The organism is Opitutaceae bacterium TAV5 (assembly GCA_000242935.3).
Taxonomy (GTDB): domain Bacteria; phylum Verrucomicrobiota; class Verrucomicrobiia; order Opitutales; family Opitutaceae; genus Geminisphaera.
Genome location: CP007053.1, coordinates 2,498,490 through 2,523,459, shown reverse-complemented (window position 1 = coordinate 2,523,459; position 24,970 = coordinate 2,498,490). Strand labels below are relative to the sequence as shown.

The window sequence follows — 24,970 nt, the reverse complement described above, 5'->3', positions numbered from 1 at the left end:
GATGGAAGCGGACATGGAGGGAAGTAACGAGACGGAAAGCGCCGGCAAAATAGTTGGCAAGCGGCAACGTGCCGGTTGCCGGCGAGAAGCAGTAAGCGATGGGGTAAACGATTATCGACGATCAGCCAGCCGGCCGCGTGGCCGGCAAGGACGAGACAACATCCACCGAATAGCGCAGTTCGCGCAGCGGTCGCACGATGCGAATGCACTCGGCATAGACCGGATGCGCCTTCCAGGCGGCGAGCGCGGCCTGATCGGCAAACTCGGCGTAAACGACCGCATCGATCTCATCGGAAAGCGGGTCGATTCTGGTGTTTTCGAGCACCTCGAAAACGCCCGCATGCGGTATCTCGCCAAGGCGCCTGAGCCCGGCAAGCATCGCGTCGGTATCCCCCGGGTTCCGGGCGCTGAAAAAAACAATGTGGCGAATCATTTCCTGTGTAATCCGATATCGTCCAGACCAGAGGAATGTTTGAAACAATGCGATCCGGTTTGATCTGGCGCGATCCGCCCGCTCGCCCCGGCGCCCCCGTTCACCGCCCGGGGTATCTGAGCACGGCCTCGGTTCGCGAGTGGACCGGGAGCCTGGCGTGGAGGTTGCGGATATGGACACGGACGGTCTGTTCGCTGATTCCGGGCCGGTCGCCGGCCTGCTTGCCGACAAGCCCGCGGGCGAGATGGCCGGGCACATCGTGCTCTCGCAGTGTGAGCGCGGCGAGTTCGGCCGAGGCCCCGTAATCGAAGAATGGCAGAGTAAACAGCAGGGTCGTCAACCGGGCGACCCAGGCGATGCCGACCGGTCTTTCCCGGGTTGCCGCTGCCCGGGCAAAAGCCGATCTCCAGGTCCGGAATACCGGCTCCGGGGGTGTAACCGGAAGTGATGGAAGCCGGATTGGCGGCTTCGCCGTCAGCGGGCGGGACGCCCGCGGCACACGGACGGGAAGCCCGTTATCTGTTCAGCCGGCCCGCGCCGGCCGGAAGGCCGGATCAGAGGTGAATGCGGAACGTGATCGAGGTGGAAAGACCCGGGCGGTGATAGACCACGTCGTTGCCGGCAAAGCCCACGTCGATGGGATCGTAGAGGTCGTCGTTGAGCAGGTTGTTGACGTTGACCTGCACGTCCCAGCGTTTGGAGCCGCGGTAGAAAACGTAGCCGTTGACCTGGACCTGATTGGGAATGTGCAGGGTCCCCTGGGCGTTGGCGTTCATGCGGCTCTGGAACTGGGGGCCGATGCCGAAACCGAAATGGTTGTCGAATTCGTATTGCACGAACAGGTTGGCCATGACCGAAGGGACGCCCGGAGCCTCGATGAACCCTTTGGGGGAAACATACGTGGCGTAGTTCGGGCTGCCCACGCCGGTGCCCGGCTGCCCGTCCACGATGATGTCGGGAGCGTAGCCGTCGCGGTAATCGCCCGTCTGCTGATAGAAGCCGCTGCCGTACTGCCGGGCGTCCTGCCAGGTGAGGTTGGCGTTGACGGTGAGTTTCCGGTTGGGCTGGTAGACGGCTTCGAGCTCGAGGCCGTAATCGCGTATCTTGGCGGCCGGGCCGACCAGCTGCGGGCGCATGCGGGTCTGCTTGAAGACGGCGGCGGAGAGATAGAGCGTGTTGTTGAACAGCGAGGTCTTGTAGCCGGCTTCGTAGAGCACGCTCTCCGCCTGGAGGGAATCGGAGAGCCGCTCGTCGCCCGCGGACCCGTCGACGCCGCCGAAGTTGGCCGAACCGGTGATGGCGTTGACCTGGTTGTAGGTGACGTAAACGGAGGAGTTGGGCGTGAGCTTGTAGATGAGGCTCGCGAAATACGATATGTTGTCCTCATCGCCGGAGGACCGGTAGTAGGCGCCGTCGGTGGAAGGAATGACCTTGGGCGAATTGGCGGCGGCCCAGATATGATCGAGGCGGATTCCGAGGACCGACGACAGTTCGTCGGTGTAACGGGTGTCCTGCTGGTAGAAGACGGCCAGGTCGCGGATGATGCTGTCCTGGGTGCCGTTGCCCGCCCAGGGGTTGTAGCCGAATTTCTCATGCCCGGGCACCGGTGTGCCGCCGCCGGTCGGCGGGGTGAAAGGATACGCCCAGGTGTCGGGGTCCTGCGTCAGATCGTAGTAGAAGAAGGGCTCCTGGCTGAAGTCCTGGAAGGAAACCAGGCGTTCATAACGAAACTCGACGCCGGTAATCGCCTTGTTCTCCGTGCCGAAGAGCGTGAACCCGGGGGTATGCCACTCGGTGCGGTTGCTGAACGAATAGTCGGTGGGCACGTATTCCGTGTAACCGTAACCGGATACTTTCTCGGAGGTGCGGTCCTCGTAATAGGACCGGTTGACGAGCTTCGAGTCGTCGCCGAGATCGGCCGTGGCGATGAGCTGGGTCTGGAAGCGTCTCGACTCGTTGTAGTCGTCGGGAGAAACCAGAGCCTGCCAGGGGTGGAGCTTGACGGTGTGCGCATTGGCGCCCTCGAGCACGCCGAACCACGGACCGCCGGTGACGGGACCCGCGATGTAGTTGCCGTTGTCGATGAGGTCCTGGGTCACGCGGTTCATGCCGGCGATCTCGTTGAAGTCGTTTTTGTAGTACTGGCCCCACCAGTCGATTGTCAGCCGGTCGGTGGGTTTCCAGGTGAGGGCGGCGTAGATGTCCTGCGTCTCGTTGTCCGTGTTCAGGTAATAACCGTCGCCGTAACGGCTCAGGTAGCTGACGCGGTAGGCGAGCTTGTCGCCGAGCGGGCCGCCGGTATCGAGCTGAACCTCGGGATTGAAGTAGGAGCGGCCGCTGGTCCAGTACCCCAGCGTGGTCGTGAGGGTGGTGTGCTGCGCATCGAAATACGGCGCCTTGCTGACGAGGTTCACGTAACCGCCGGGACCCTGCCCTTGCGGTCCGTAGACAGCGGAGCCGGGGCCCTTGATGATGTCCATCGCCTCGACGCCGTTGAAACTGGGCAGCACGCTGTTGCGGCTGTATTTGATGCGCTGGCCGTTGATGTAGAGTTCGCCGAGGTCGCCGCGGATCTGCGGGGTGGCAGGCACGCCGTACTGGGCCGAAGAATAGACGCCGGGCGAGAACTGCCCGAAATCCATGGCATTGGTCACGCGGCGCTCATCCATCCAGGCCTTGTTCACGGAGCTGACGGAACGGGGCGTGTCGATGATGTTGCGATCGTCGCCGAGCACGCTGCCGATCGGCCGGACCGTCGGCAGGATCTGCTCGTCGAGCGGGACGTCGTTGACCTCGAATTTCTCCATTTCGATGACATCGGCGGAAGCCGGCCGGCCGGCCGGAGCCGCCGTGTCGGGAGGAGGGCCCTGATCGACAGGCACGGTCTGGCCGGAAGGAGCGGTCTCGTCGGAAGGGGCGCCTTGGGCAACGGCCAAAACAGCCGTGAGAGGGAAAAGCATGAGGAGCGTGTATGTGTCTGTTGTTCTGGTCATGATTGCGGGAAATTACAGGGAGCATCGGGTGTGCCACGGGGTCCGGGACTATTGTACTTAAGAAAGCACTACTGGTGCCGGAAACGGAGTTCCGCCTGCGTGAGATCAGCCGGTCCCGCTTCCTCGATGACGGAGTTGGTAAGCGTTCCGATTTTTTCGATTTCCACGCTGACGGTGTCGCCCGGCTTGAGATAGACGGGCGGATCGAACGAGTGCCCGACGCCTCCGGGCGTGCCGGTGAGGATGAGTGTTCCGGGGAGCAGGGTCTTGCTGGCGCTCAGGAATGCGATGAGCGACGGCACGTCGAAAAACATGTCGCGGGTGCTGGCGCTCTGGCGAAGCGTGCCGTTGACATACGTGCGGAGGGTGAGCGCCGAAGGATCGGGCAGCTCGTCGGCCGTGACCAGCACCGGGCCGAAGGGGCAGAAGGTGTCGAAGCTCTTGCCCTGGCAAAACTGGCCGCCGCCCAGCTCGAACTGCCAGTCGCGCGCGGAGATGTCGTTGGCGATGGTGTAGCCGAGCACGTAATCGAGCGCGCATTCGCGCGAAACGTTCTTGGCCGTGCGGCCGATGACCACGGCGAGTTCGCCCTCATAGTCCACCGCGCCGCTGGCCAGGGTGACGGGCAATTCGATGGGCTGGCCGGGATCCTGCACACAGGAGGCGCTCTTGATGAAGAGCAGCGGCCAGGCCAGGGGAGGGCGCCCCAGTTCACTGGCGTATTGAGGATAGTTCAGGCCGATCCCGTAAATCGTGGAAGGCTCGACCGGGGCCAGCAGGCGGCCGGGCACGACTTCGGTGCCGGTGACACGCAAGTCGCCCTTTTTCGGATCGCCGGCCAGGGCCAGGGCGCGGCCATCGGGCAGGAGCGATGCGTAAGCAGGCCCTTCAGCGGTAAGATGACGGATGATTTTCATGTGATGAACCTGAAGTGATGAATCTGGCTGAGGAGCCCCCGGCCTCGTCTCTCCGGAGGGGGAGGCGGGGGGGGGGAAGGCTACCCGAAAATAGCTGCGAAGGCGGTATGGGTCAGGGAGAACGCAAGGCGGCGGCGTGAGCAGTCAGGCGCCGGACATAGCCGGCCGTGATCGCGTCGAGCCAGCGGGCGCCCTTCTCCGCCGTGGCTGCGGTGGCGTCACCCATGACACCGAGCGGCGCGATGTCCTGCGAGGCCCAGGCGTAAGTGGCGGGCGCGGCTTCGGGACGCAGCCGGCCGGGATCTTCCAGGCGCGCCGGATAATGGCAGGGCGCGGCCTCCGGCCGGCAGTACTGCGGCGCCAGCGCGTAGAGCAGCGACGACTCGACCTCGGCGGCGTGAAATCCGTATGCGGCTTCCTGGGCACTGATGTCAGGCCGGACGCCCGAGGTCAGGAAGCCGGCTTTCATGCCTTCGTATCCGGCTTCAATCTCGCGCAGCGTGCAGGTGAGCACGGCGGTGTTGCCGCCATGCGTGTTGAGCACCAGCAGCGAACGGAAACCCCACGCGTGGAGCTGGCGGGCGATGGCCAGGACCTGGAGTCGTAATGTATCCCTGGATACGATCAGGGTGCCAGGAAAGCCGGTGTGCTCGTTGCTCTTGCCGACGGTCACAGGCGGGCCCGCCAAGGCCGGGATGGAATCGGGCAACGCGGCAAAAATCCGGGTCAGCCACGCCTGGCCGAGAAACGAATCCACCGCCACGGGCAGGTGCGGCCCGTGTTGTTCGATCGCGCCGACGGCCACGATCACCGGCACGAGCGCCTTGTCGGAAAGGGTGCGGATTTTGTCGAGCGTCCAGCCCGGCAGGTAGCGGTGGCGATACGAGGGAAAGGCAAGGGCGGAGTTCATCGGGATCAGGCGGTCATCGGGCGGATTGCGCCGTTGGCGGGCAGGGGCGGGCGGGCGGCGATTTCCCGCAGCAGCTCGACGAGCGAATCCGCGGCGGCTTCCAGGACGGGGCCGCCGCCGGCGGGATCGTGCAGTTCCTGCCAGAGGGCGAGGAGCCGCGTCGTCTCGCTCCGTCGCCAGGGGGCGAGGTCGAGGCCGAGGGCGCTCAGGTTGATACAGAACATCTGCCAGCCGTGATCGATGCGCAGATCGCGGGCGGCGGCGTCGATCAGTTCCTCGTTCCAGGGGCTGGCATTGTAGAGGACGATGCGCCGGAATCCCGCCGCAGCCACGCCGGAGCACCCTTCGGCCAGCGCCGCATGGGCGAGCGGCGGGTCGACGGGAAAGGCGCAGGACGCGGAAGGGCCGAGCACGAAACGCAGGGGCGGCAGGACCAGCAGCCGGCCTTCCGGCAGCGCCGGTCGCGCGGCCGCCGCGCGCAGGATGCCGAGCGAAAGGGTTTCTTCGGCATCGAGCGGCCAGCCCAATTCCCAGTCGGCCATGCCGGTCACCGGCAGCACCACCGTCACCGAGCCGGGGTCCGGCCAGCGGGCAAAATCCGTCCACGGATGCCAGGGCCAGAAAGTCGCGTCATCGGCGATACATAATGACGGAAACGGACCGGCGGATTGGTTGATGGGCATGAGCTTGCTTTTGCAGGTCTGATGCCAACACCGCCCGGGCCCGCTGGTGCTTTTGGCGTCAAAACGGATGTCTCCCGCCGGCCAGGCCAACTGGCAGCCAACCTGCTCAATTCGACCCCTATGTCCGTCATCCCTGACTCTCTTCCCTCCCGACTGGCCGACCTCGTCGGCGAATCCGGCGTGATCCGCGGAGGCACGTTGCTGGAAACGCTTTCCCGGGATTTTTACTGGTATTCTCCGGTCCTGAAACGCCAGCTTGACGACAAGCGGGCCGACCTCGTGGTGCGCCCCGGCTCCATGGACGAATTGCGCGGCGTGCTCTCCGCCTGCTTCGCCGCCCGCGTGCCGGTCGTGCCCCGGGGTGGAGGCACCGGCAACTACGGCCAGTGCGTGCCCCTGTACGGCGGCGTGGTCGTCGATCTTTCGCGCCTCGACCGTATCCTGGAAATCACCACCGACGGTGTCCTGCGTTGCGAGCCCGGCGCGCGCCTCGGCGTGATCGAGCCGGAAGCCCGCAAGCACGGCTGGGAACTGCGCTGCCTGCCGTCCACCTGGGTCAAGAGCAGCCTGGGCGGATTTTTTTGCGGCGGCTCCGGCGGGGTCGGTTCCGTCACGTGGGGCGGCATCGCGTCTCCGGGCAACGTCAAGTCCGTCACCCTCATGACCTGCGAAGCCGGGCCCCGGCTCATCCGCCTCGAGGAGGCCGACTGCACCCGGGCGCTCCACACGTACGGAACCACCGGCTTTATGGTGGAGATCGAGATGCGGCTCGCCCCCAGGGTCGCCTGGGAGCAACTGGCCTTCGCCGGCGACGACTGGGACCGGCTCATCGACTGGACCGACGGCGTCGGCCGCGATGCCTCCGTGCGCAAGCGTCTCGTCACGATGTTCGAATCGCCGGTGCCTTCTTTTTTCAAGCCGCTGGGCAAATATTACCGGCCGGGCGAGCATGGCACGTTCCTGCTCGTCGAAAATACGCAGGCCGATGCCGTGGCGGCCGCCGCGCAGGCCGCCGGCATCCGGCTGGCGCACCGCATCCCGCTGGCCGATCCGCCCAAGCCTCCCTATTTCACCGACTACACGTGGAACCACACCACGCTCTGGGCGATGAAGGCCGATCCGGCGATCACGTATTTGCAATGTGGTTACGGGGATGAATTCCGCACCCGCATCAAGACGCTGCGTGAACGTTTCCCGGGAGAGATTCTCCAGCATCTCGAATGGGTGGCTTCGGGGGTCAGGTATATCGACGGCGACCCGCAGCGTATCACGGGGGACAACATTCGCGTGAGCGGCATCCCCCTCATCCGTTTTTCCACCGAAGAACGCCTGCGCGAGATCATCGACTGTTGCGCCGAAATCGGCGTCTTCGTGGCCAATCCGCACACCTTCAAACTCGAGGAAGGCGGCCGCCATCCCGACCTCGAGGCCAAGCGCGAACTCAAGGCCGAAGCCGATCCCGCCGGGCTGCTCAATCCCGGCAAGATGGCCTCGTACGCCAACAACCCGTTTGTCGAGCCGGCCGCCTGAGCGCGCAGCATCCGTCCATGATCACCCTTCCCGAGAATGCGGTTTCCGGCGTGAGTTTCGAGGGGGGCGCCCTCGCCCGCATGCGCGACGGCGTCCGCCTCGTCGCCGACATTTACCGTCCCGCGCCGACCCCGGCTGCGCCCGGCCCCTGGCCCGTGCTCCTGATGCGCCAGCCCTACGGCCGCGACATCGCCTCGACCGTGGTTTACGCGCATCCCGTCTGGTTCGCCCGGCGCGGATTCATGGTCGTGGTGCAGGACGTGCGCGGCCGCGGCGACAGCGAGGGCGAGTTTTACGCCTTTCGCCACGAAAGCGAGGACGGGTACGACACCGTCCTCTGGGCCGCCGGCCTGCCCGGTTCCAACGGCCGCGTGGGCATGTACGGCTTTTCCTACCAGGCCTCCACGCAACTGCTGGCCGCACTCGCGCGCCCCGCCCCGCTCAGGGCGCTCGCGCCGCACATGACGGCGTTCGACCTGTATTCGGGCTGGTTCTACCGCGACGGCCTGCTCCAGCTCTCCACCACCGTCGGCTGGGCTGGCCAGATGCTGCGCGAGGACTCCCGCCGCCTGCACTCCCCCGCCGAACCGGCGCTCGATGAAAACTGGCTCGCCTCCGGCCGCCTCTCCCACCACCTGCCCGTGCGCGACGCCCCTGCGCTGACGCATCCCGGCCTGCCATCCTACGGCGGCGACTGGCTGCGGCATCCGGCCTACGACGATTACTGGCGGGAATTCGACCTGCTGCGACGCGTCGGCGATCTCGGCCTGCCCATGTTTCACCTGAGCGGCTGGTACGATTTTTACCTGCGCGGCTCGGTCGACGGCTACCGGGCCATGGCGGCGAGTCACCCGCACCAGTTCCTGCTGGCCTCTCCCTGGGTGCATATCCCGTGGGGGCCGGCGGTCGGCGGCGCCCATTTCGGGCCGGCGGCCGAGCCCGTCGTGGACGAGCTGATGGCCGCCTGGTTTCACCACTGGCTCGACCACGAAAAGCCATCCGGCCCGCCCCCGCTCGCGGGTTGCCGTTATTTCCTGCTCGGCGAAAACGCCTGGCGCGACGCGCCCTCGTGGCCTCCGCCGGGATCCGGTCCGCAATCCTGGTTTCTGGCGGGAGGGGGGCGGGCCAATTCCCGTTTCGGCGACGGACGGCTCTCGACCGACGGGCCGTCCGGCCCCGACGACCTGTTCACCTACGATCCCGAGGTGCCCGTGCTCGCGCCCGGCGGCAACGTCAACGGCCACGCGACCTTCGGCCCGCACGACCTTTCCGCCCAGCAGCAGGGCAACAACCTGCTCGTCTACACCTCGCCTCCGCTGGCCGCGGACCTGGTGGTGGCGGGCGATCCGGTCTGCACGCTGCACGTGCAGTCGAGCGCTGCGGAAACCGCGTTCGTCGCGCGCCTGTCGCGGGTATTGCCCGACGGCAAGGCGATCTTCCTCACGCTGGGCGCGGCCCGCGTCCGCGCCCGCGACGGCGCCGAGGTGCGCATCGCGCTCGATCCCGTGGCGGTGCGCTTCGCGGCCGGCGAACGCATCCGGCTCGACGTCGCCAGCTCCGCCTTCCCGCTGCTCATCCGCCATCCCGACACACTCACCGATCCCGCTTCCGTAAGCCGGGCGGGCGACTTCGTCCGCGCCCTGCAAATTACAAGACATGATTCCGACCATCCTTCACGCCTCGAACTCCCGACACTCCCGGCCTGAGCCTTTCGTAGCCATGACCGACACGCGCCCCCAGCCTCCGCTCGTCCGCTTCGACCGTATCGTAAAACGCTTCGGCAAGGGCCCTGCCGTGATCGACGGCATCGACCTCACCGCCCGGCGCGGCGATTTCGTTTCCCTGATCGGCCCCAGCGGTTGCGGCAAGTCCACCGTGCTCAAACTGATGTCCGGCCTGCTTCCGCTGTCCGAAGGCGAGATCATCATCGACGGCATGACTCCCGTGAACGCCCGCAGCGAACTTTTTTATGTGTTCCAGGAGCCGACCCTGCTTCCCTGGCTCACGGTGCAGTCCAACGTCGAGATGCCGCTCAAGATCCTCGGCCGTCCCGCCCACGAGCGCGCCGCCGCCGCGGGCAAGGCCCTCGCCCAGGTCGGCCTGACCGAACGCGCGGCCTTCTATCCCTTGCAACTCTCGGGCGGACAGAAGATGCGTGTATCCATTGCCCGGGCACTTTCCGTCTCGCCCACACTGCTGCTGATGGACGAGCCCTTCGGCGCTCTCGACGAGATGTCGCGCGACCACCTCAACGAGGAACTGCTGGCCATCCGCGAGCAGCACTCGTGGACGGTTTTTTTCGTCACCCATTCGGTGGCCGAGGCGGTGTTTCTCTCCAACCGCATCGTCGTGCTCGCCGCCAATCCCGGACGCGTCCACACCGAGGTCGCGATCGACCTGCCCTATCCCCGCACCGAGGAAACCCGTTCCTCTGCCCGCTACCAGCAACTCGTCGCCGAGGTTTCCCGCCTGCTCCGCTCGGTCGAACGCCTCAGGCACGTCTCCTGAACCTTGTCCTCCATGAGCAAATACAAGCTCGATTCCTTCCTCCCCGCCCTCTCCGCCGCCGGCATCATCGGCGCGTGGTACCTCGTCCGGGTGGTCATGCCCGTGGAGCAGCATTTCCTCCTCCCGGCGCCGCACCAGGTCCTGCAGGCCTTCGCCGACAAAGGCCCCGCCCTCTGGAGCGCCGTGCTCAACACCGGCAAAGGCGCCGTCATCGGCTTCGCGTCGGCGGTGGCGCTGAGCTTCGTCATCGCGCTTTTCCTGTCCCTCTCCGCGCGCATCCGCGCCAGTTTTTATCCCATGCTCATGGTGCTGCAGATGACGCCCATCATCGTGCTGGCGCCCATCCTCATCCTCTGGGTGGGGCCGGGGCTCAAGTGCGTCGCCATCATCACGTTCCTCATCTGTTTTTTCCCGATGGTGGTCAACACCACCCAGGGGCTCGTCTCGACGGACCGGAATCTGGTCGATTTTTTCACCATGTGCTCGGCCAGCCGCAGACAGGAAATCTTCTGGCTGCGCGTGCCGTCGGCGCTCCCGTACTTTTTCACCGGCCTGCGCATCGCGGCCACGCTCGCTCCCATCGGCGCGATCGTCGGGGATCTCTACGCCGGCAACGCCGCCGGCGGCCAGGGGGGGCTGGGGTTTCTCACCATCGTTTACAGTTCGCAATTCCAGATGGGCGCGCTCTTCGCCACCGCCATCGTGAGCTGCCTGCTCGGCTTTGTCTTCGTGAGCATCGTGCTCAGCCTGAGCTGGCTGACGCTGCACAAGTGGCACGACAGCTATCGCAAGGAAAGTTAGGGCATTGTCCAAGAATTGGGAGAACGCCTGTGGGAGTCAGGTAACATGAGCGAGACTGAGGAAGACGTGGTATCAAGGCGATGTCCTGCCAGAGTTATTAACGCTACGCCGGAGAGAGGGGAGCGGCGGGGAAAGTGGCCACGAAACCAGAACAGGCTGGATTGTAGTCCAATATCAATGACGGTTTCGTTTTCTCCTGAAGGAAGCGCGGGGAACAGAGGGCGGCGAAAAGCGGCGCGAGGCATTTACCCGGCGAGATGGGGGTGCTGCTCAAAACGGAGGCAGCCAGCCAGTTGCACCGCATCTATTCGAGGGGTTGCCGGGACTGGTCCCAAATTGTGAGATTAGTCAGATCACGAGGTTCGGATTTGATAAAAAGGGAGGCAAGGAGGGCAATGGCGAGAGCCAAGAGATTGCCGATGATCGAGACGTAGTAGGCAGGAATCTTGATGGCAACGGGATCGGGGATGCGACCGGCATTGCTGAGCATGACCCAGAGCATGAGGGCGAGGGCGGAGAGCACGCCGATCCAGATGGCGACGGAGCCAACGCAGCGGGTGAACATGCCGGCGATGAAAATGGAGGGAATGCCGATAGTGATGATGACACCGGCGGCCAGCAGGAAATCGGTGAGAGTGATGACGTCGAGGCTGTGGATAAGAAGTGCTCCGATGATCATGAAGAGGGAGACGATGAGGGAGAGGCTTTTGCCGAGGACCAATCGTGTACGATCGGAAGCGGAGGGGTGGATGTATTTCTTGTAGATGTCGTCGATAGCGACCATACTGGAAACGTTGATGCAGGCGCTGAGGGTGGACATAGCCGCCGCGAAGGCGGCAGCGATGACCACACCGCCGATACCCACCGGCAGGTGGTGCATGATGAAGTAGGGCAGGATACGCTCGGCCTTCTCTTCTCCGATGAGGATGGCCGAGGGTAGCGGCGCGGGGTGATAAAGGAAGTAGACGAACAGACAGATGCCGAGGAACTGGAAGAGAGCCCAGACCGGGATGCAGCCGAAGCCGAGGATGAACATGGATTTGCGGGCATCTTCGGCAGACCTAGACGAACACCAACGCTGGACGGTGGACTGGTCGAACTGGAGGTTGAGGTACTGCATCAGCCCGACAAAGAAGATCATCAGGACGCTTTTTTCGCTAAAGCCGCCGAACCAAGAGGTGGGGACAAGCGTTCGGGTGCTCTGATCGAAGTCGTAGAAGGAGAATTTGTGGTGAGTGATGCCGTCGGTGAAGACGTTGACGATGCCTCCAGGGATATTGAGGAGGGCGACGGTGATGCAAGCAAAGGCGCCGACCAGAAGGACGACAGCCTGGATGACGTCGGTCCAGATGACGGCACTCAGTCCGCCTTTCACTGTATAAATAGCGGTGACACCAACAACGAGAAGGAGGGCATTGGTGAAGCCCCAGCCAGTGATCTCGCCGACGAGGAGCGAGAGCAGGTAAGCGATCATGCTGGTGCGCAGGAGCTGGGTGACGATAAAGACGACGGAGGCGTAGGCGGAGATGGAGCTGCCAAAGCGCAACGCGAGGTATTGGTAGGCGGAGGTGATGGTGCCGCGGCGAAAGAAGGGGACCAGCAGCCAAGCTGCCAGCAAGGTCACGATGGGAAAGGTAAACGCAGGGATGAACCGGAACCAGGCCGTCTTGAAGGCATCGGCGGGCATGGCCATGAAGGTGACCGAACTGATGACCGAGCCGATGAAGCTGATACCGATGACCAGCCCGGAGAAAGACTTGCCTGCCAGGAAGTATTGCTCGGTAGATTTGTTTTTCCTCCCGACATAGAGCCCGATGGCGATCTGGCTCACAAAATAAAGCATCAGGACAAGGGCGTCGATCAGACCGAGTTTCATACAAGAAGATAGGGAGTCAGAAGGCTGGTAAGCAGGAGAAAAGAGGAGGGACGTCAGCGGATTTCCGGGGGACGTTGCTGATACAGCCTGTCAATTTGCTCATTGGTCAGTGCTTCCAGATAAAGGCGGGGACGCACCAGGATGCCATCGGCCAGCCGCCTTTGTTCGAAGTGTCCGAGACTGAGCACTTGAAGCCAGTCATGCACGGGAGGATTCACCCGGGTGCGTCCGGCAATCTCTCCATTGACGTAGAAAACGCCGCCAGTCGCCGATCGGGTGTAGGCCAGGAAATGCCAAGTGCCGGGAGTGGCGTGAGGGTAATTACCCTCCAGCCTTCGCCATTGCCCATGATTGAGCTCGTAGGCCTGGAAGCAGCCCGAATCGATGCGCAGGACAAGCTGCTGGTAATTGGATTGCCGGTCGACGGGATGAAAATTGACCAGCGTGACGGGATGATCGCCGCCGAAGCCGGTCTTGTCCAGAGATGGAGAGGGATTGAGGCGAACCCACAGAGTGATGCTGCAGGCTGGGCCAATCGGTTTGGGCAGCGTGATGGGGGCCAGCGCCCGTTGTGTGGTCATCGTGAGTCGGTCTATCTGCCCGTTCGAGATCGTCACAAAGGGAGCAGGTGGGACCGGCAGCGGAACGGGTTGTGTGATTTGAGCCTGCAGGAAGGTTATTCCGGAAACAGCCATTAACCCGAGATAAACAACGGTGGACTTTATATTCATGGCGGGAGATCATTCTTTCAGTTTCCAAGGGGCCTCTGTCGCCGTGCCTCTGGTGGCCATCGTCTTGTCCATGGAAGCCACCGAACCGTCGAAGAAAACGACATTGGCCCGACCGCGGTGTCGGTAAACCAAGGCACCACCGAGGTAATGGTTCGGGTCGAGCCCTTCCTTGGGCCAGTCGCCTGCCTGCTGTCTGCGAATGATCCAGTCCTGGGCATCGCCAAAGGCAATCGTTCGGGAGGGATTCTCGATGTCGGAGATGGACAGGGTCGGCCGGCTTCCTTTGTCGCCATACCCCATCGCGATACCTGTCCCGTTATAACCATAAGAGAAGGAGGCGAGCGCATCGGAACTGGAGCCCGTGGAGCCCGGGAACGCAAGGTCCCGGGGAGAGGCCGGGCACAGAGAGGATTCCGGCCATTCGGGACCGCCGTGTTTTACCTCAAAGTTTATTCCATAGTATGCCAAAAACAGGGAATTGCGATGCCACTCAGCTCTCTGACCGGGGCCGCCGACTTCCTCCGAGTTGCTGAAATAAGGAGCATATTTCCCCTGAAAGTCCGTGGCATACGCAATGTTGGCCAGTTGAAGGGAGCGCAGACTGGTTTTGCAGCGAGCGGCATAGGTACTGGATCGTGCCTGCCCCAAGGTAGCGAACACGAGGGCGGCCAGAATACCGATGATCGCAATCACGCAAAGCAGTTCGATAAGCGTGAAGGCACGCAGAGAAAAGGCGGATGGAGGGTGTTTGGTGATATTGTTCATGGGGGTGCTGTTGAATTTTCCGGAGGATGCAGAGACAGACTCAATCCCAAGAGAGGTCCTTGCGGGCGTAATAGTAGATGCACCCGCCTTGATCGCCGACAAGGAGGTTGGGGCCTCCGGGGGCGCCCAGGGCGGTCGCATAGGGAGTGCAAATATGGGAATCCTGATAAATGACGCGGCCTTGGAATTTCAGCGGCTTGGGAAACGCGTAGACCGGTTTCTCGTCGGTGCCGACATTCTTGAGGAAGAGCACGACCGCGTCCTTGTGGCTGAGAGCGCGGGGGAAGCCGGTTTGGGGGTTGGGCACGGAGCTCCAGCGGTGGGTGCCGATGAGCAGATCCAGGCGCCCGTCGAGATCCCAGTCCACAAGTTGCAGCTTGAGGCGGCCGGTGCCGCCTGCCTGCTGGTAGCCGGCGTTGATCGGGGAGCCGTTGTCGAGCAGGAGCTTGCCGGCGTCCACGAGATTGCGAGGATCGAGCTGCCAGTAGAGGTGGAGCTCATTTTGGGTGTCGAGGATCACATAGGCCACGCGATCGCCGATGCGGGCCACCGCCGGCTGCACGCGCCAAGTCCCGTGCACGTCGATGCCTTCCGAATAAAGACGCCGGGCCCGGCCAAGCCGCGGCTCTTGCGGAGTGCCTCGGTTGAAATAGACTTCATGGCGGGAGAGGGCGCTGCTCATCACGATGTCCAGAAGGCCGTCTCCGTCCCAGTCGAAGACACGCGGGCTGGTGTATCCCCAGCGTTGTTCGATGGGGCCTTGCACGGCGACGTAGCCTTGCTGGATGTGGATGGGTTCGCCATCCTCTTCGATTTCCACGCCGTTGGCGAATGCCGGGTTTCGGCTGTCGCCCAGATTCTTGAAGAACAGCACCCGGCCCTCCGAGTTGCCCGAAACGATGTCAAGCGCGCCGTCGCCATCCCAGTCGGCCACGTTGATGACCGGAAGCGATCCGGAGTAGAGCAGGGCGTTCTCTTGCAGGACGGGGACAGACCGAGCATAGATCGGGGCGCCGGAGGCTGCTTTGCGACCGGTGTAGCGGAGATAACTCAGGCTGCCTTCGCCTCCGATGATCAGGTCGGAGGCGAAGCCATCGGAGGACGGGTAGGCCAAGGGAGGCGCATTGAAAACAGGAGTGCGCAAGGCGATACCGTCCGGTGTGACGGCCAGCACGGATGGCGCCAGGGAAAGCGAGGCCGGATCGGTATTCCTGTAGACGTGGATGTTTCCATACACGGTGCCGCCGACGAGCGCGGTGCTTTCGGGGGTGTCCTCTTCGAAAGTGGCGAAGGTGAGCCCGCCAAAGAAGAAGCGGACTTCGTAGGGAGCGTCGAAAAGTTTCCGGGCAGGCTCCGCTGCCGGGGCCTCATGCGAGGCCAAACTCGTCTGGTAAAGGGCTTGGGCGGGCTGGCCACCGCGTGAGATAAAGGCTCCATCGTAAGGCCGGTAGTCGGGGCTGCGCCAGTCGATCTTGTCCGCAGGGTGCTGGCTTTCGCCGTTGCCAACGGCAAGGACGATGTCCACCCGGCCATTGTCCCATGCATGTACAGCGATTGCGCCGGGGGCGCGCGGGAGTCCGGTCAACTCCAGAGGCGGTGCCGTCGGTTCAAAACCGAGCGTCTGTGGATTCAAGACCGTACGATGGATTTTTCCATTGATGATCCAGAATGCCCGTATGGGCCCGCCCTTTTCCTGCCAGAAGGCATTGGCCGGGGTCATCTTGCCCGTGCCAGGCGTGGGAATGCGGAGCGGATCGGCAAAGACGGGGGCTCCCGAAGGATCTTCCCCCGAGTAGCGCAGAAAATACAGCCCCGGATTGCGGCTCCAGTTTCCCGCTGACACGAGGATGTCGGGCCGGGCGCCGCCGGAAAGACGCACGGCGGCGCAGGGCTGATGGGAGAGCCCGAGGCTTAACGGCCCGCGCCGGTCGGGGGTGCCGACGGGAAGCGGCTCTCCGCTAACCAGCGGTATCGAGGCCGGCGTGCCGGCTGACAAGGCCGGACAGGCGACGGAAACCAGCAACAGAGCCCTTCCTGAAAGCGCCAAGGCAAAACGGATGATGGGATATATCATTGAGAGAAAAGCATGTGGAGAAACAGGAGTGAGCCATGTTCGCATTCTCTTCGGCAGTGGCATGAGGAACGGGTGCCTTCCAGAAAGGCGCAGCCAAAAAAAATATTGCCGGAGAATGTGTGGGAACGCGGCAGGGGCGACTGGTGTGGGTAGATCATTTCTTCCGCTGGCAGCTCCTCCGAGATGCATCGGACCGGAACAGGACGAAGCCTCCGGAGAAGCTGGCGGCAATGAGTGCCCAAACGGAGAGCTCCGGCACCGCCTGAATGGCAATGTCGTTGCCTCCGAAAAAGGAGGCTGAGTCCAGGTCGGCCTGATAGGTGATTCGCCAACCCTGTCCGTTCCAGAAAAAGAGGCTCCCTTCGTTAAGCGAGGTGGCAACCACCCCGTTCAGGCTGGTGAATACTCCGGAAACTGCATCGGTGCCGTCGTTGATCACCAGCCAGAAAATATCGCCGGCCATCGGAGCATCCAGGCCCGCGAACACGGTGAGATTCAGGTTGGCTCCATTGGCGATGGAGACCGTGCCGGTGACGTTGACCCGGTCGCTGATCGCGACTCCGGCACTGCGCCCCAGTTCGATGTCCAGGATGCTGGTCGCACCAAGGGAGAGGCTTCCGGTTGAAAGTGTGCCTATACTGTTGCCGGGAGCCAGCCAGCCGCTCACGTTGACAGCCCCACCGAGGGTGCCGATGCCGCCGAGAGTGTTGCCCGAATTGACGGTGATGTTACCGGTGGCGGCGGAAAAATCGCCATTTACGATCAGGGTACCACCTTCGACCGTGGTCGTACCCGCGTAGGACCCCGTCCCGTTCAGAACGAGCGTGCCGGCAAACCGCTTCATCAATCCGCCCGTGCCGGAAACGTCGCCATTCACGGTGAATGTCCTGCCTGCATTGAGCCCGATCCGTGCCAGCGTGCCGTTAAGTTCAATATTCCGGTCCGTGGTCAGGCTCGCCGTCAGTTCCAACTGAGCCCAAGCCGAACCGTTGTTGAAGACAATGTCCCCTCCGTTGCCGAGATTGCCGTCGCTGGAGATAGAAAGCGTCCCCGCCTCGATACTGGTATCCCCCGTATAGCTGTTCTCTCCCGTGAGGTTAAGTTTTCCGCCACCGCGTTTGACCAAGTCGCCGGTGCCGGCGATGTCCCCCGCATAAATGAACTCGTCGGAACGGTTGAAAACCAGGATGCCATTGTTCGTCACATCGCCCATGATGCTGCCCGTGATGCCGCCTGTGCCGACTTGCAGCGTGCTACCGCTGCCGATGCTGGTGCCTCCGGTGTAGTTGTTGTCGGCGGACAGGATCACCGTGCCACCGTTGTGCGTCAGACCGGTTTGGCTGGCCCCATCGCCGATGACACTCGAAAATGTCACGTCCCCACTGGCCACCGTGATGGTTTTCAGTCCGGCGGCCGAGGCCGTGATACCCCCGGCAACTGTTACCAAGCCGGTGGTATCGTTGGTTATGGTCAGATTGTCGGCAAGCAGAAGCGGGATATTGAACGTGGTGCCGACGTTTCCGGCATTGCCCTTGGCAATCTTGATTTTGGCACCGCTCCCTCCGTTATCGAATGTCAGGGAAGTGGTGGTTTGGCTGGCGACACCAAAGGTGTAATAGAGAGAGCCGCCGTCATTTCGGTTGTATTCGACATCCAGTACGCCCAAGGTGACCGAACTTGGCATCGAGAATGTACGCCCCCCCCCCGTTTGGGCTGTATGGATGGTGGCCTTGGCTCCGGTGCCGCCAGGGACGACGCCGCCCTCCCAACGCCCGGTAGCATCCCAAGACGGATCGGCATGGTTAGGTGTGATATAAACGCCATCGGCTGCGTGGAGTGCCGCGCTGAAAACAAGATAGGCAAAAAGCGTGATGGAAATGAACGAGGCAACCAGAGAGCGGTCGGCCAAGCAGCATAGACGAGACAAAGGTGTTTTCATAATAGGGCCTGAGGTTCGGGCTTCAAAATATCAAATCCTCTCTGGAAAATCGTCGCCAAAAATGATCTAAAACATACTATTTTTGATATCCCTTCGATCCTTGCATGAGACGACGCATCCGTATCCAGATCATTTGCGACACCAGCATCACCCACTTCCGGAACATTATTCTGGGGGCCAGGCATTATGCGTTCACGCACACGCATATCCTGCTCGACGACAGGTGGCTGCTTCAGGACCAGAGCGGACTGCGATCGATGGTGGAGGAGGAAGGCATCCACGGCATCATCGCGCAGGTGCGGGACCGGCGGTTTGAGCAGAGGCTCCTCGAACTGGATATCCCGGTGGTTACGGTTACCAACAGCCTGCCTAATCCGCGACTCTCCATGGCCAAGCAGGACGATGTGGCGATCGGCCGTGTGGCGGCCGACCATCTGCTGGGCCGCCACTGTACCGCCTACGCCTGCTGGGGACAGACACAGGCGCCGTATTCGCGAGACAACCTGCTGGGGTTTCGTTCACGCCTGAGGGAACACGGTCTGGATTGTGTCATCGGCGAGAGCCCGAGCGTGCTGAAGGAGTCGGGGCTGGCTCTCATCCGGCGCATGCAAACGTGGCTGCGGGAACTTCCCCGGCCGCTGGGAGTCTTCGCCGTGCTTGATACATACGGCCTGCATCTGATGAAGGCCGCGCGCCGTCTCGGCTGGCAGATACCAGGGGACATGGCAGTGCTGGGCGTGGGTGATGACGAGTTCTGGACGGATTTCGAGGTCACCCCGCTGTCAAGCATCAAGCTCCCGTCGCGACAGACTGGATACGAGTCGGCCCGGCTTCTGGACGACTTGTGCTGCGGACGTATCCGGCGCCCGTATACCCGGCTACTAAGCGATGCCGTTTATGAGATGGCCCCGCGCAAATCGACGGATATCGTGTTTGTGAAGGACCCGGTGGTGGTAAAGGCCGTGGGTTACATCCGCGAGCATGCGCTCGAGGACATTTACGTCGGCGACGTAATGAAGGCGGCCGGGGTATCCCGGCCCGCCCTCCAGAAGCGTTTCAAGGCAGCCATCGGTTGCTCCATACTGAAGGAGATCCAGCGGGAACGGATCGCCCGTGTGAAGCTGCTCCTGCGGACGACGGACATGAAATTGCCGGCAATCGCCGAGGCCTGCCGTTTTCTCAGCCTTCCCCGGTTGCACAGTCTGTTTCGGAAATTCACGGGACAAACGCCAGGGCAGTACAGGAACATATTCCGCCGAATGGCGCTTGGTTAACTCTCACCGGTTATTCCGGCATTCATGACAGGAAAGTCAGGGAATCGGGAAGCCGGTCACCGGCTGGCGGAAAGACCGCGCGGCTTCAGGGCGCGGCGGTCGTTCCATAAGCGAAACCGGCGCCGGCAAAACCGACATACACTTTGCCGAAGACATCCTTGTCGCCATCCATGGCATCCACCCAATCGGTGATGCCCAGGGGCCAGTCGCCGATCTTGTCCCAGGTCTGCCCTTCGTCGGTGGAGCGATAAATGCCGTGCTGCCCATCCTGGATGCCCGCCACGAACAGGGTCGGATAACCCTCCGGCGTCCGCGCCTTGCCGAGGCCGATGTTGAGGGCTTGCCGGAGCCCGGCAATCGCGGTCCAGGTGACGCCGCCGTCGGTCGAGCGCCACAGGCCGCCGCCGGCGCCGTCCGCAAACCAGAGATGCCCGGCGTGTCCGGGGGTGGATTTCAGGGTGAGGTTCCACCGGTCCGGGACCGGGTTGCCGACCTGGGCGAAATTCGCGCCGCCGTCGGTCGAGCGAAAGAGCCCGTCCTGCGGGGTGTAGAGATAAAACGTGTCGGGCAGGACACGGTCCGCGCAGAGGGGTTTCAGCGACGCGTGGTGCGCGTGATGGCCCGTGACGGTCGCGCCGCCGAGCGAGGAGCGCGTCCAGGTCGCGCCGCGATCCGCGGTGTAGTACGGCAGGGCTCCGCGTGTGGGGGACCAGACGATTTTGTCCGGACTGTTGGCGGAAACGGCAATGACACCGTATTCCAGATCGCCGGGCGCGGCGCCGTTTTCCAGGGCGGCAAACCGGGTCCATGTCCGGCCTCCGTCCGTCGAGTAGCCGCTGGAATTGGGCTGCGGCACATGATCGAGGTGACTGCGGAAAACGGCGGCGATAAACTTCGGGTTGGCCGGGCACCAGTCGAGCGCCCAGGCGGACATGAAACCGGGGTGGGACTTTTGGGCGGTGTAAGCATCGGGATCGGTGAAATAAAAGGCGCCGAGGTCCCACATGGCAGCGACGGGCCGGCCGCCGGGCGGCGCGATCACGTCGTTGCCGCACGCTTCCTCGATGCCTTCGCTGGCGGAGTGCCACTCGATGTCGGGAGTGGCCGCCGATGGAATCGCGGCCCGCCAGACGCCGAAGCCTTCGGCAAACCAGAGCCGGCCGGGCTTGGGAGCAAAGGGATCGAAGGCGAGTTCGCCCACGCTGAGAAAGTAGTTGGTCTGCCGCTCCTGCCAGTGGATTTTTGAGCTTTTGAGGCGAAAACCGTGCCGGCTCCAGGTGGCTCCCTGATCGTTGGAGACAAAACAACGTCCGCCATGGATCATGGCGACCACCTGATTGGCGTCAGCCGGGTTTACCGCCACCGCCCACCAGGATTTGCTGCCTCCTTCCGGAGGCGGAGGCGTGATGTCGGTCCAGACCCCGGCGGGTGAATATTTCCAGACGGAGCCGGCCACGCCGTTCAGGTCGTCGTAAACGACATACCAGGTGCGGTCGGACCCGATGGCCGCATCGCGCGGCTTGCCCGCGTTGCCCGGACCGCTGTCGGAGATCCGGGTCCAGGTGCGGCCGGCGTCGGAGGTTTTGTAGACGCCGCCTTCCATGACGGTGACGTAGAGCACGCCGGTTTTCCCCCGGGTGACGCCGGAGGCCGGATCGAAGACGACCGTGTTGACGCCGTGTCCGGGCGTGCCGGGCGGGATGGCTTCCACCCGGGTCCACGTGTCGCCGCCGTCCTGCGTGGTCCACAGGCCGTGGTCGAGGGAACCGAAGTAAACCACGTCGCTGTTGGCGGGGTCCACGGCCAGGCGTTCGCCTTCCTGCCGGCCCTCGCCGTTGGGCTCCATCTTGACCTTGTGCCGGAGGAAATCGGTGGCGGTCCAGGTGTCGCCCCGGCTGGTGCTCTTGTAGATCTGTCCGTCGGCCCCGCCGTAGGGTTTGGCGGCAAAGGCCATGTACGCGATGCGGGGGTCGGAAGGCGCGCCCACCAGGCTGTCCACGCCGCCGTAGTTCCCGTACGACAGCACACCCGCGGGCAGGCTGGAGGGGGTGACCACCTGTTTCCACGAGGAGGTGTCCGCATGCCACCGATACGCGCCCGACACGTCGGTGCGCACATAGACGAGGTCTTTTTCCGTCGGGCTGATGTCCAGGCCTGTCACCCACCCCCCGCCGCCGATTTTCATGGGTTTCCACGCATAGGAAGCGGACAGATCCGCTCCGTGAACGTGAGCGGGTAGCAGCCAGAAGAGTACGGCCAGAACAACGGGCAGGCGGCGATCGAGGGTCGGGGGGAGCATGGTGATCAAGTCATGCTGGCGGTCGCGGGCCTTGTCGATTCAACTGCACCGGACGCATCCTCGTGCGCATCGGTGCCGGAATCCTGCTTCTCCACGATCAGCCGGCGATTTCCGGCTCGTCGTCGCGCATCGATACGAAGATCAGGATCAGGCCGAAGACCATGAACATGCGGCCAGCCGCTTCCTGTCCGTTCCACGTGCGGCTTTGCCACATCAGGAACCACTCCGCGCCGACGGTGATGAACGCCGTGAACCACTGGAGCAGCGTCAGCGTGAGGCCGCAGATCGCCAGCGTCTTGGCGCGCTGGAATTCGGCGGCCGGCGCATGCCGCTTCGTCCAGAGTTTCCATGCCCCGAGCGCGCAGAGCACGCCCGCAGTGATCTCCCATGCGATGATCGACCAGTAAAAGGCATGGTGCAGCCAGTACGAACGGTCCTCCGGCGTCGGGTCCGGCAAGGCGCGCCAGAGCTGCGCGTCGCCGGAAAACACCGTATCCATGCTGAGCACGTGCCGCACGAACTCGTAGTTGGAGATGTAGTCGAAAACCGCGTTGTTCAGAACGACGATCAGGAAAAACAGGGCGGACGCGCCCAGCAATGCGACCTTGGCGAGACGGGATGCGATCATGGTGAAGGAAGGATGGAGCCGGTACAGCAGGTAACCGGCCGGGCCGGGCGGCGCTACCGGGATTTTTCACGCCTCTCCGGGATTTTGGATCTCACACCGGTGTCTCCGGTGTTCCTGATCTTGCACATGGCGGGCTGCCCGACGCCGGGCCCGCCCGGCCGCATTCGCCGGCAACCGGCGTTGCCGCGCGCCCGGGCTGCGCCGCCCGGTGGAGCCTCTCGTCTCCCGGCTCCCCGTCCCGTTCTCTTGTGTGAACCACAGAGGTCTTGTTTCCCGCCGGCCGCCGTCGCCACACTCCTGCTCCCTCTCACCTGCACCGTTCACCCATGCGCCCGTCCTTTACCGCCCCGTCTGCCACCTCCGCCTTCATCCTCACTCCTCCCGACGAGGGGCAGGACTCGCCCGCTGCCGCCCTGTCCTCGCCCCGGTCCCGCCTTCCGCAAGACTGCCGCATCGTCGCGCTGCTCTCCCCCTTCGAACTCGCCCATTTTTTCCCCGAGGGACTGCCGGCCTCCATCCCGGGGTCGCCGGCGCCCGCCATCACGCGGCACGAGATCCCGGAGGCGGCCGCCGGGTGGGATCGTTTCCTCGACCGCGTCCGTCCGGACATCCTCCTCGCCGGCTGGGACATGCCGCCGCTGCCTCCCTTCGCGTCGAGCCGTTCCGGGCACCGCCTCCGCTACCTCTGCTACCTCACCGGCACCGTGCGCAAGAAGGTTCCCCGCTGCTGGCTGGAAAACGGGCTGCTCCTCACCAACTGGGGCGGCTCCGTCAGCCACGTCGTGGCCGAATCCGCGCTCATGATGATCCTGTGCGCCCTCCGCTGCGTGACCGCCAACCAGGAAAACCTGCATCACCGGGGCGGCTGGAAACTCCCCGGCCGCCCGGAGCAGAGCCTCTTCGGCCGGACCGTCGGCCTGCACGGCTTCGGCCGGGTCGCCCAGGCCCTCGCCCGCCTGCTCCAGCCCTTCGGCGTCACGCTCCGGACCTATGCGCCCGGCACGCCGGAGTCCGTGACCTCAGCCTTCCGCGTGCACGTGTGCGACTCGCTCGAAACCCTGTTCGCCACCTCCTCCGTGCTGGTCGAGGCCGCGCCCCTCAATCCCCACACCCTCGGCATCGTCGACCGCCGGCTGCTCGCCTTGCTCCCCGAAGGCGCCGCCTTCATCAACGTGGGCCGCGGTCCGGTCGTCGTGGAAAGCGACCTGCTGGAAGCCGCCGTCACCCGCCGGCTCCGCATCGCGCTCGACGTCTTCGACACCGAGCCGCTTCCCCCCGACTCCCCCTGGCGCGCACACCCGGAAATCCTGCTCATGCCCCATCAGGCCGGCCCGACCCTCGACCGCTGTCGCGACGCCGGCGCCTTCGCCCTGAAACAAATCGGCGCCTGCCTCCAGGGCCGCCAGCCCGAGGCCATCGTCACCCCGCGCATCTGGGACGAATCCACGTAGCCGCCCGCGGGCGCCCGGGGCTCCTCCGGCATTTGAGGCATCGCCCCCCTCCCTCCCTACGCCCTCTCCCGCGGGCGGGCCGACAACGTTGTTCCCTCCATCCAGATGCCGTCGATCAGGATGCGCTGGGGCGCTTCCGGCACGCCGCGCTCCCCCCGCTGGATCATCGCCACCACCAGGTCCACCGCCGTCTCGCCGATCCGCAGGGAGTTTTCATACACGCCGGACAACGTCTCGTGCCGCGACGTGAAGAACGGACTGACCACCCCGATGTCCTCCGGCACGCGCAACCCCAGCTCGCGGATGCGGTCCACGATCCGGTTGCTGCTGCTCATCACCACCACCTCGGGCCGGTGCAGCGCGTGCCACGCCCGGAACTCCGCCATGTCCGCCAGCGGCGGGATCAGCGGCCCGCCGTGGTGCATGTATTCCTCCACCAGATACGCCGCCAGATAGTTGTGGTCCACCCGCTCGTTGTGCTCCGGGGAATAGATGAAGCCGATCCGCCGGAACCCTTTCTCCCGCACCTTCCGCATCGCCAGCGCCAGCCCGCGGAACTGCGCCGCCCCCACCATGTGCAGTTGCGGCCGGCGCAACGTGTAGCCGAAGGCCACCGCCGAAAACCGCTCCCACGGGAAATCCAGCTCCATGTTCGCCTGCGGCAGCGGCGGCACCAGGATGCCCCGGATGTTGCGCGAGCTGAAAATCGACGCCAGCCGCCGGCTCGTCATCCCCGGCGCGTGCAGATCGAAGACGTCGATGCCGTAGCCGTAGCGCTTCGCCCGCGCCACCGCCCCCTCGTAATACTCGTGGAAGATCGGCCGCCAGTCCCACGGCGGCACGTTGTTGACCAGCCACGCCAGCGTGCCCTGGAACGCGTGCGGCGCCAGCCGGTTGCGCCGCGCGATCAGCGCCGACAACATCGGGTCCGGCGCATAGCCCAGCTTCGTAGCGATCCGCTGGATACGCTCGCATGTCGCCCGCGGCAACCCCGGATGGTTCTTCAATGCCAGGCTCACCGTCGTGCGGTGCACCCCGGCCGCCCGCGCCACGTCCGCCTGCGTCGGCGCGCGCTCCGGCTTCCCGCCCTCCCCGCCGCCGGCCGCCTGCGTCCTGTTCTCATTCACATGTGCGAATGCATGTGCCGTTGTCGGGCGC

General features: G+C 64.0%; 20 protein-coding genes. 6 read left to right on the top strand and 14 right to left on the bottom strand.

What is annotated here, in order from left to right; translation table 11 throughout:
- Positions 1–121: 121 nt before the first annotated feature.
- The 6 genes from OPIT5_11060 to OPIT5_11035 all read right to left on the bottom strand — a co-directional run bounded on the left by OPIT5_11060 (position 122) and on the right by OPIT5_11035 (position 5,936).
- The gene (locus tag OPIT5_11060) at positions 122–433 is read right to left on the bottom strand and encodes a stress responsive protein (protein ID AHF90653.1); all 312 of its coding nucleotides are present in this window, start codon (positions 431–433) and stop codon (positions 122–124) included.
- 100 nt (positions 434–533) lie between these two features.
- Complete coding sequence (locus tag OPIT5_11055) at positions 534–773, bottom strand: hypothetical protein (GenBank protein AHF94305.1); 240 nt, start codon at positions 771–773, stop codon at positions 534–536.
- A 214-nt stretch (positions 774–987) separates the two neighbouring features.
- Complete coding sequence (locus OPIT5_11050) at positions 988–3,426, bottom strand: TonB-denpendent receptor (GenBank protein ID AHF90652.1); 2,439 nt, start codon at positions 3,424–3,426, stop codon at positions 988–990.
- A 68-nt stretch (positions 3,427–3,494) separates the two neighbouring features.
- Positions 3,495–4,343, bottom strand: a complete 849-nt coding sequence (locus tag OPIT5_11045) for a 5-carboxymethyl-2-hydroxymuconate isomerase (protein ID AHF90651.1) — start codon at positions 4,341–4,343, stop codon at positions 3,495–3,497.
- A gap of 112 nt (positions 4,344–4,455) precedes the next feature.
- Complete coding sequence (locus OPIT5_11040) at positions 4,456–5,253, bottom strand: creatininase (GenBank protein ID AHF90650.1); 798 nt, start codon at positions 5,251–5,253, stop codon at positions 4,456–4,458.
- Positions 5,254–5,258: 5 nt separating this feature from the next.
- Positions 5,259–5,936, bottom strand: coding sequence for a hypothetical protein (locus OPIT5_11035; GenBank protein ID AHF90649.1), 678 nt, complete (start codon positions 5,934–5,936; stop codon positions 5,259–5,261).
- A 120-nt stretch (positions 5,937–6,056) separates the two neighbouring features.
- On the opposite strand from OPIT5_11035, the gene OPIT5_11030 reads away from it, so the two are divergent.
- The 4 genes from OPIT5_11030 to OPIT5_11015 are packed head-to-tail and all read left to right on the top strand — an operon-like array spanning position 6,057 to position 10,775.
- Positions 6,057–7,466 (top strand): FAD-linked oxidase, encoded by a 1,410-nt coding sequence (locus OPIT5_11030; protein AHF90648.1) that lies wholly within the window; start codon positions 6,057–6,059, stop codon positions 7,464–7,466.
- Between the two features lie 17 nt (positions 7,467–7,483).
- Entirely contained in the window at positions 7,484–9,172 is a 1,689-nt protein-coding gene (locus OPIT5_11025) for a Peptidase S15 (protein ID AHF90647.1), read from the top strand.
- 13 nt (positions 9,173–9,185) lie between these two features.
- The gene (locus OPIT5_11020; protein ID AHF90646.1) at positions 9,186–9,974 is read left to right on the top strand and encodes an ABC transporter; all 789 of its coding nucleotides are present in this window, start codon (positions 9,186–9,188) and stop codon (positions 9,972–9,974) included.
- A 12-nt stretch (positions 9,975–9,986) separates the two neighbouring features.
- Positions 9,987–10,775, top strand: a complete 789-nt coding sequence (locus OPIT5_11015; protein AHF90645.1) for an ABC transporter permease — start codon at positions 9,987–9,989, stop codon at positions 10,773–10,775.
- A 304-nt stretch (positions 10,776–11,079) separates the two neighbouring features.
- Here OPIT5_11015 and OPIT5_11010 read toward each other — a convergent pair whose 3' ends face one another.
- The 5 genes from OPIT5_11010 to OPIT5_10990 form a co-directional block, all read right to left on the bottom strand.
- Entirely contained in the window at positions 11,080–12,651 is a 1,572-nt protein-coding gene (locus tag OPIT5_11010; GenBank protein AHF90644.1) for a sodium solute transporter family protein, read from the bottom strand.
- Between the two features lie 53 nt (positions 12,652–12,704).
- Positions 12,705–13,232 carry a hypothetical protein gene (locus OPIT5_11005; protein AHF94304.1) on the bottom strand — a complete coding sequence of 176 codons (528 nt, stop codon included), beginning with the start codon at positions 13,230–13,232 and terminating at the stop codon, positions 12,705–12,707.
- 159 nt (positions 13,233–13,391) lie between these two features.
- Complete coding sequence (locus OPIT5_11000) at positions 13,392–14,147, bottom strand: hypothetical protein (GenBank protein AHF90643.1); 756 nt, start codon at positions 14,145–14,147, stop codon at positions 13,392–13,394.
- Positions 14,148–14,187: 40 nt separating this feature from the next.
- The gene (locus OPIT5_10995) at positions 14,188–16,221 is read right to left on the bottom strand and encodes a hypothetical protein (GenBank protein AHF94303.1); all 2,034 of its coding nucleotides are present in this window, start codon (positions 16,219–16,221) and stop codon (positions 14,188–14,190) included.
- 154 nt (positions 16,222–16,375) lie between these two features.
- On the bottom strand, positions 16,376–17,887 hold the full coding sequence (locus tag OPIT5_10990; protein ID AHF94302.1) for a hypothetical protein: 1,512 nt from the start codon (positions 17,885–17,887) through the stop codon (positions 16,376–16,378).
- A gap of 395 nt (positions 17,888–18,282) precedes the next feature.
- On the opposite strand from OPIT5_10990, the gene OPIT5_10985 reads away from it, so the two are divergent.
- Positions 18,283–19,434: an AraC family transcriptional regulator gene (locus tag OPIT5_10985; GenBank protein AHF90642.1), complete on the top strand. Its 1,152-nt coding sequence runs from the start codon at positions 18,283–18,285 to the stop codon at positions 19,432–19,434.
- Between the two features lie 85 nt (positions 19,435–19,519).
- Here the strand turns inward: OPIT5_10985 and OPIT5_10980 are convergent, their stop codons facing one another.
- Together OPIT5_10980 and OPIT5_10975 are read right to left on the bottom strand one after the other, a co-directional pair.
- Entirely contained in the window at positions 19,520–21,733 is a 2,214-nt protein-coding gene (locus tag OPIT5_10980) for a sialidase (protein ID AHF90641.1), read from the bottom strand.
- 97 nt (positions 21,734–21,830) lie between these two features.
- Positions 21,831–22,361, bottom strand: coding sequence for a membrane protein (locus tag OPIT5_10975; GenBank protein AHF90640.1), 531 nt, complete (start codon positions 22,359–22,361; stop codon positions 21,831–21,833).
- 326 nt (positions 22,362–22,687) lie between these two features.
- Here OPIT5_10975 and OPIT5_10970 point away from each other — a divergent pair, with 326 nt between their 5' ends.
- A complete protein-coding gene (locus OPIT5_10970) occupies positions 22,688–23,812 on the top strand; it encodes a phosphoglycerate dehydrogenase (GenBank protein AHF90639.1) in 1,125 nt (374 codons plus the stop codon).
- Between the two features lie 56 nt (positions 23,813–23,868).
- Here OPIT5_10970 and OPIT5_10965 read toward each other — a convergent pair whose 3' ends face one another.
- Positions 23,869–24,939, bottom strand: a complete 1,071-nt coding sequence (locus OPIT5_10965) for a LacI family transcriptional regulator (protein AHF90638.1) — start codon at positions 24,937–24,939, stop codon at positions 23,869–23,871.
- Positions 24,940–24,970 lie beyond the last annotated feature (31 nt).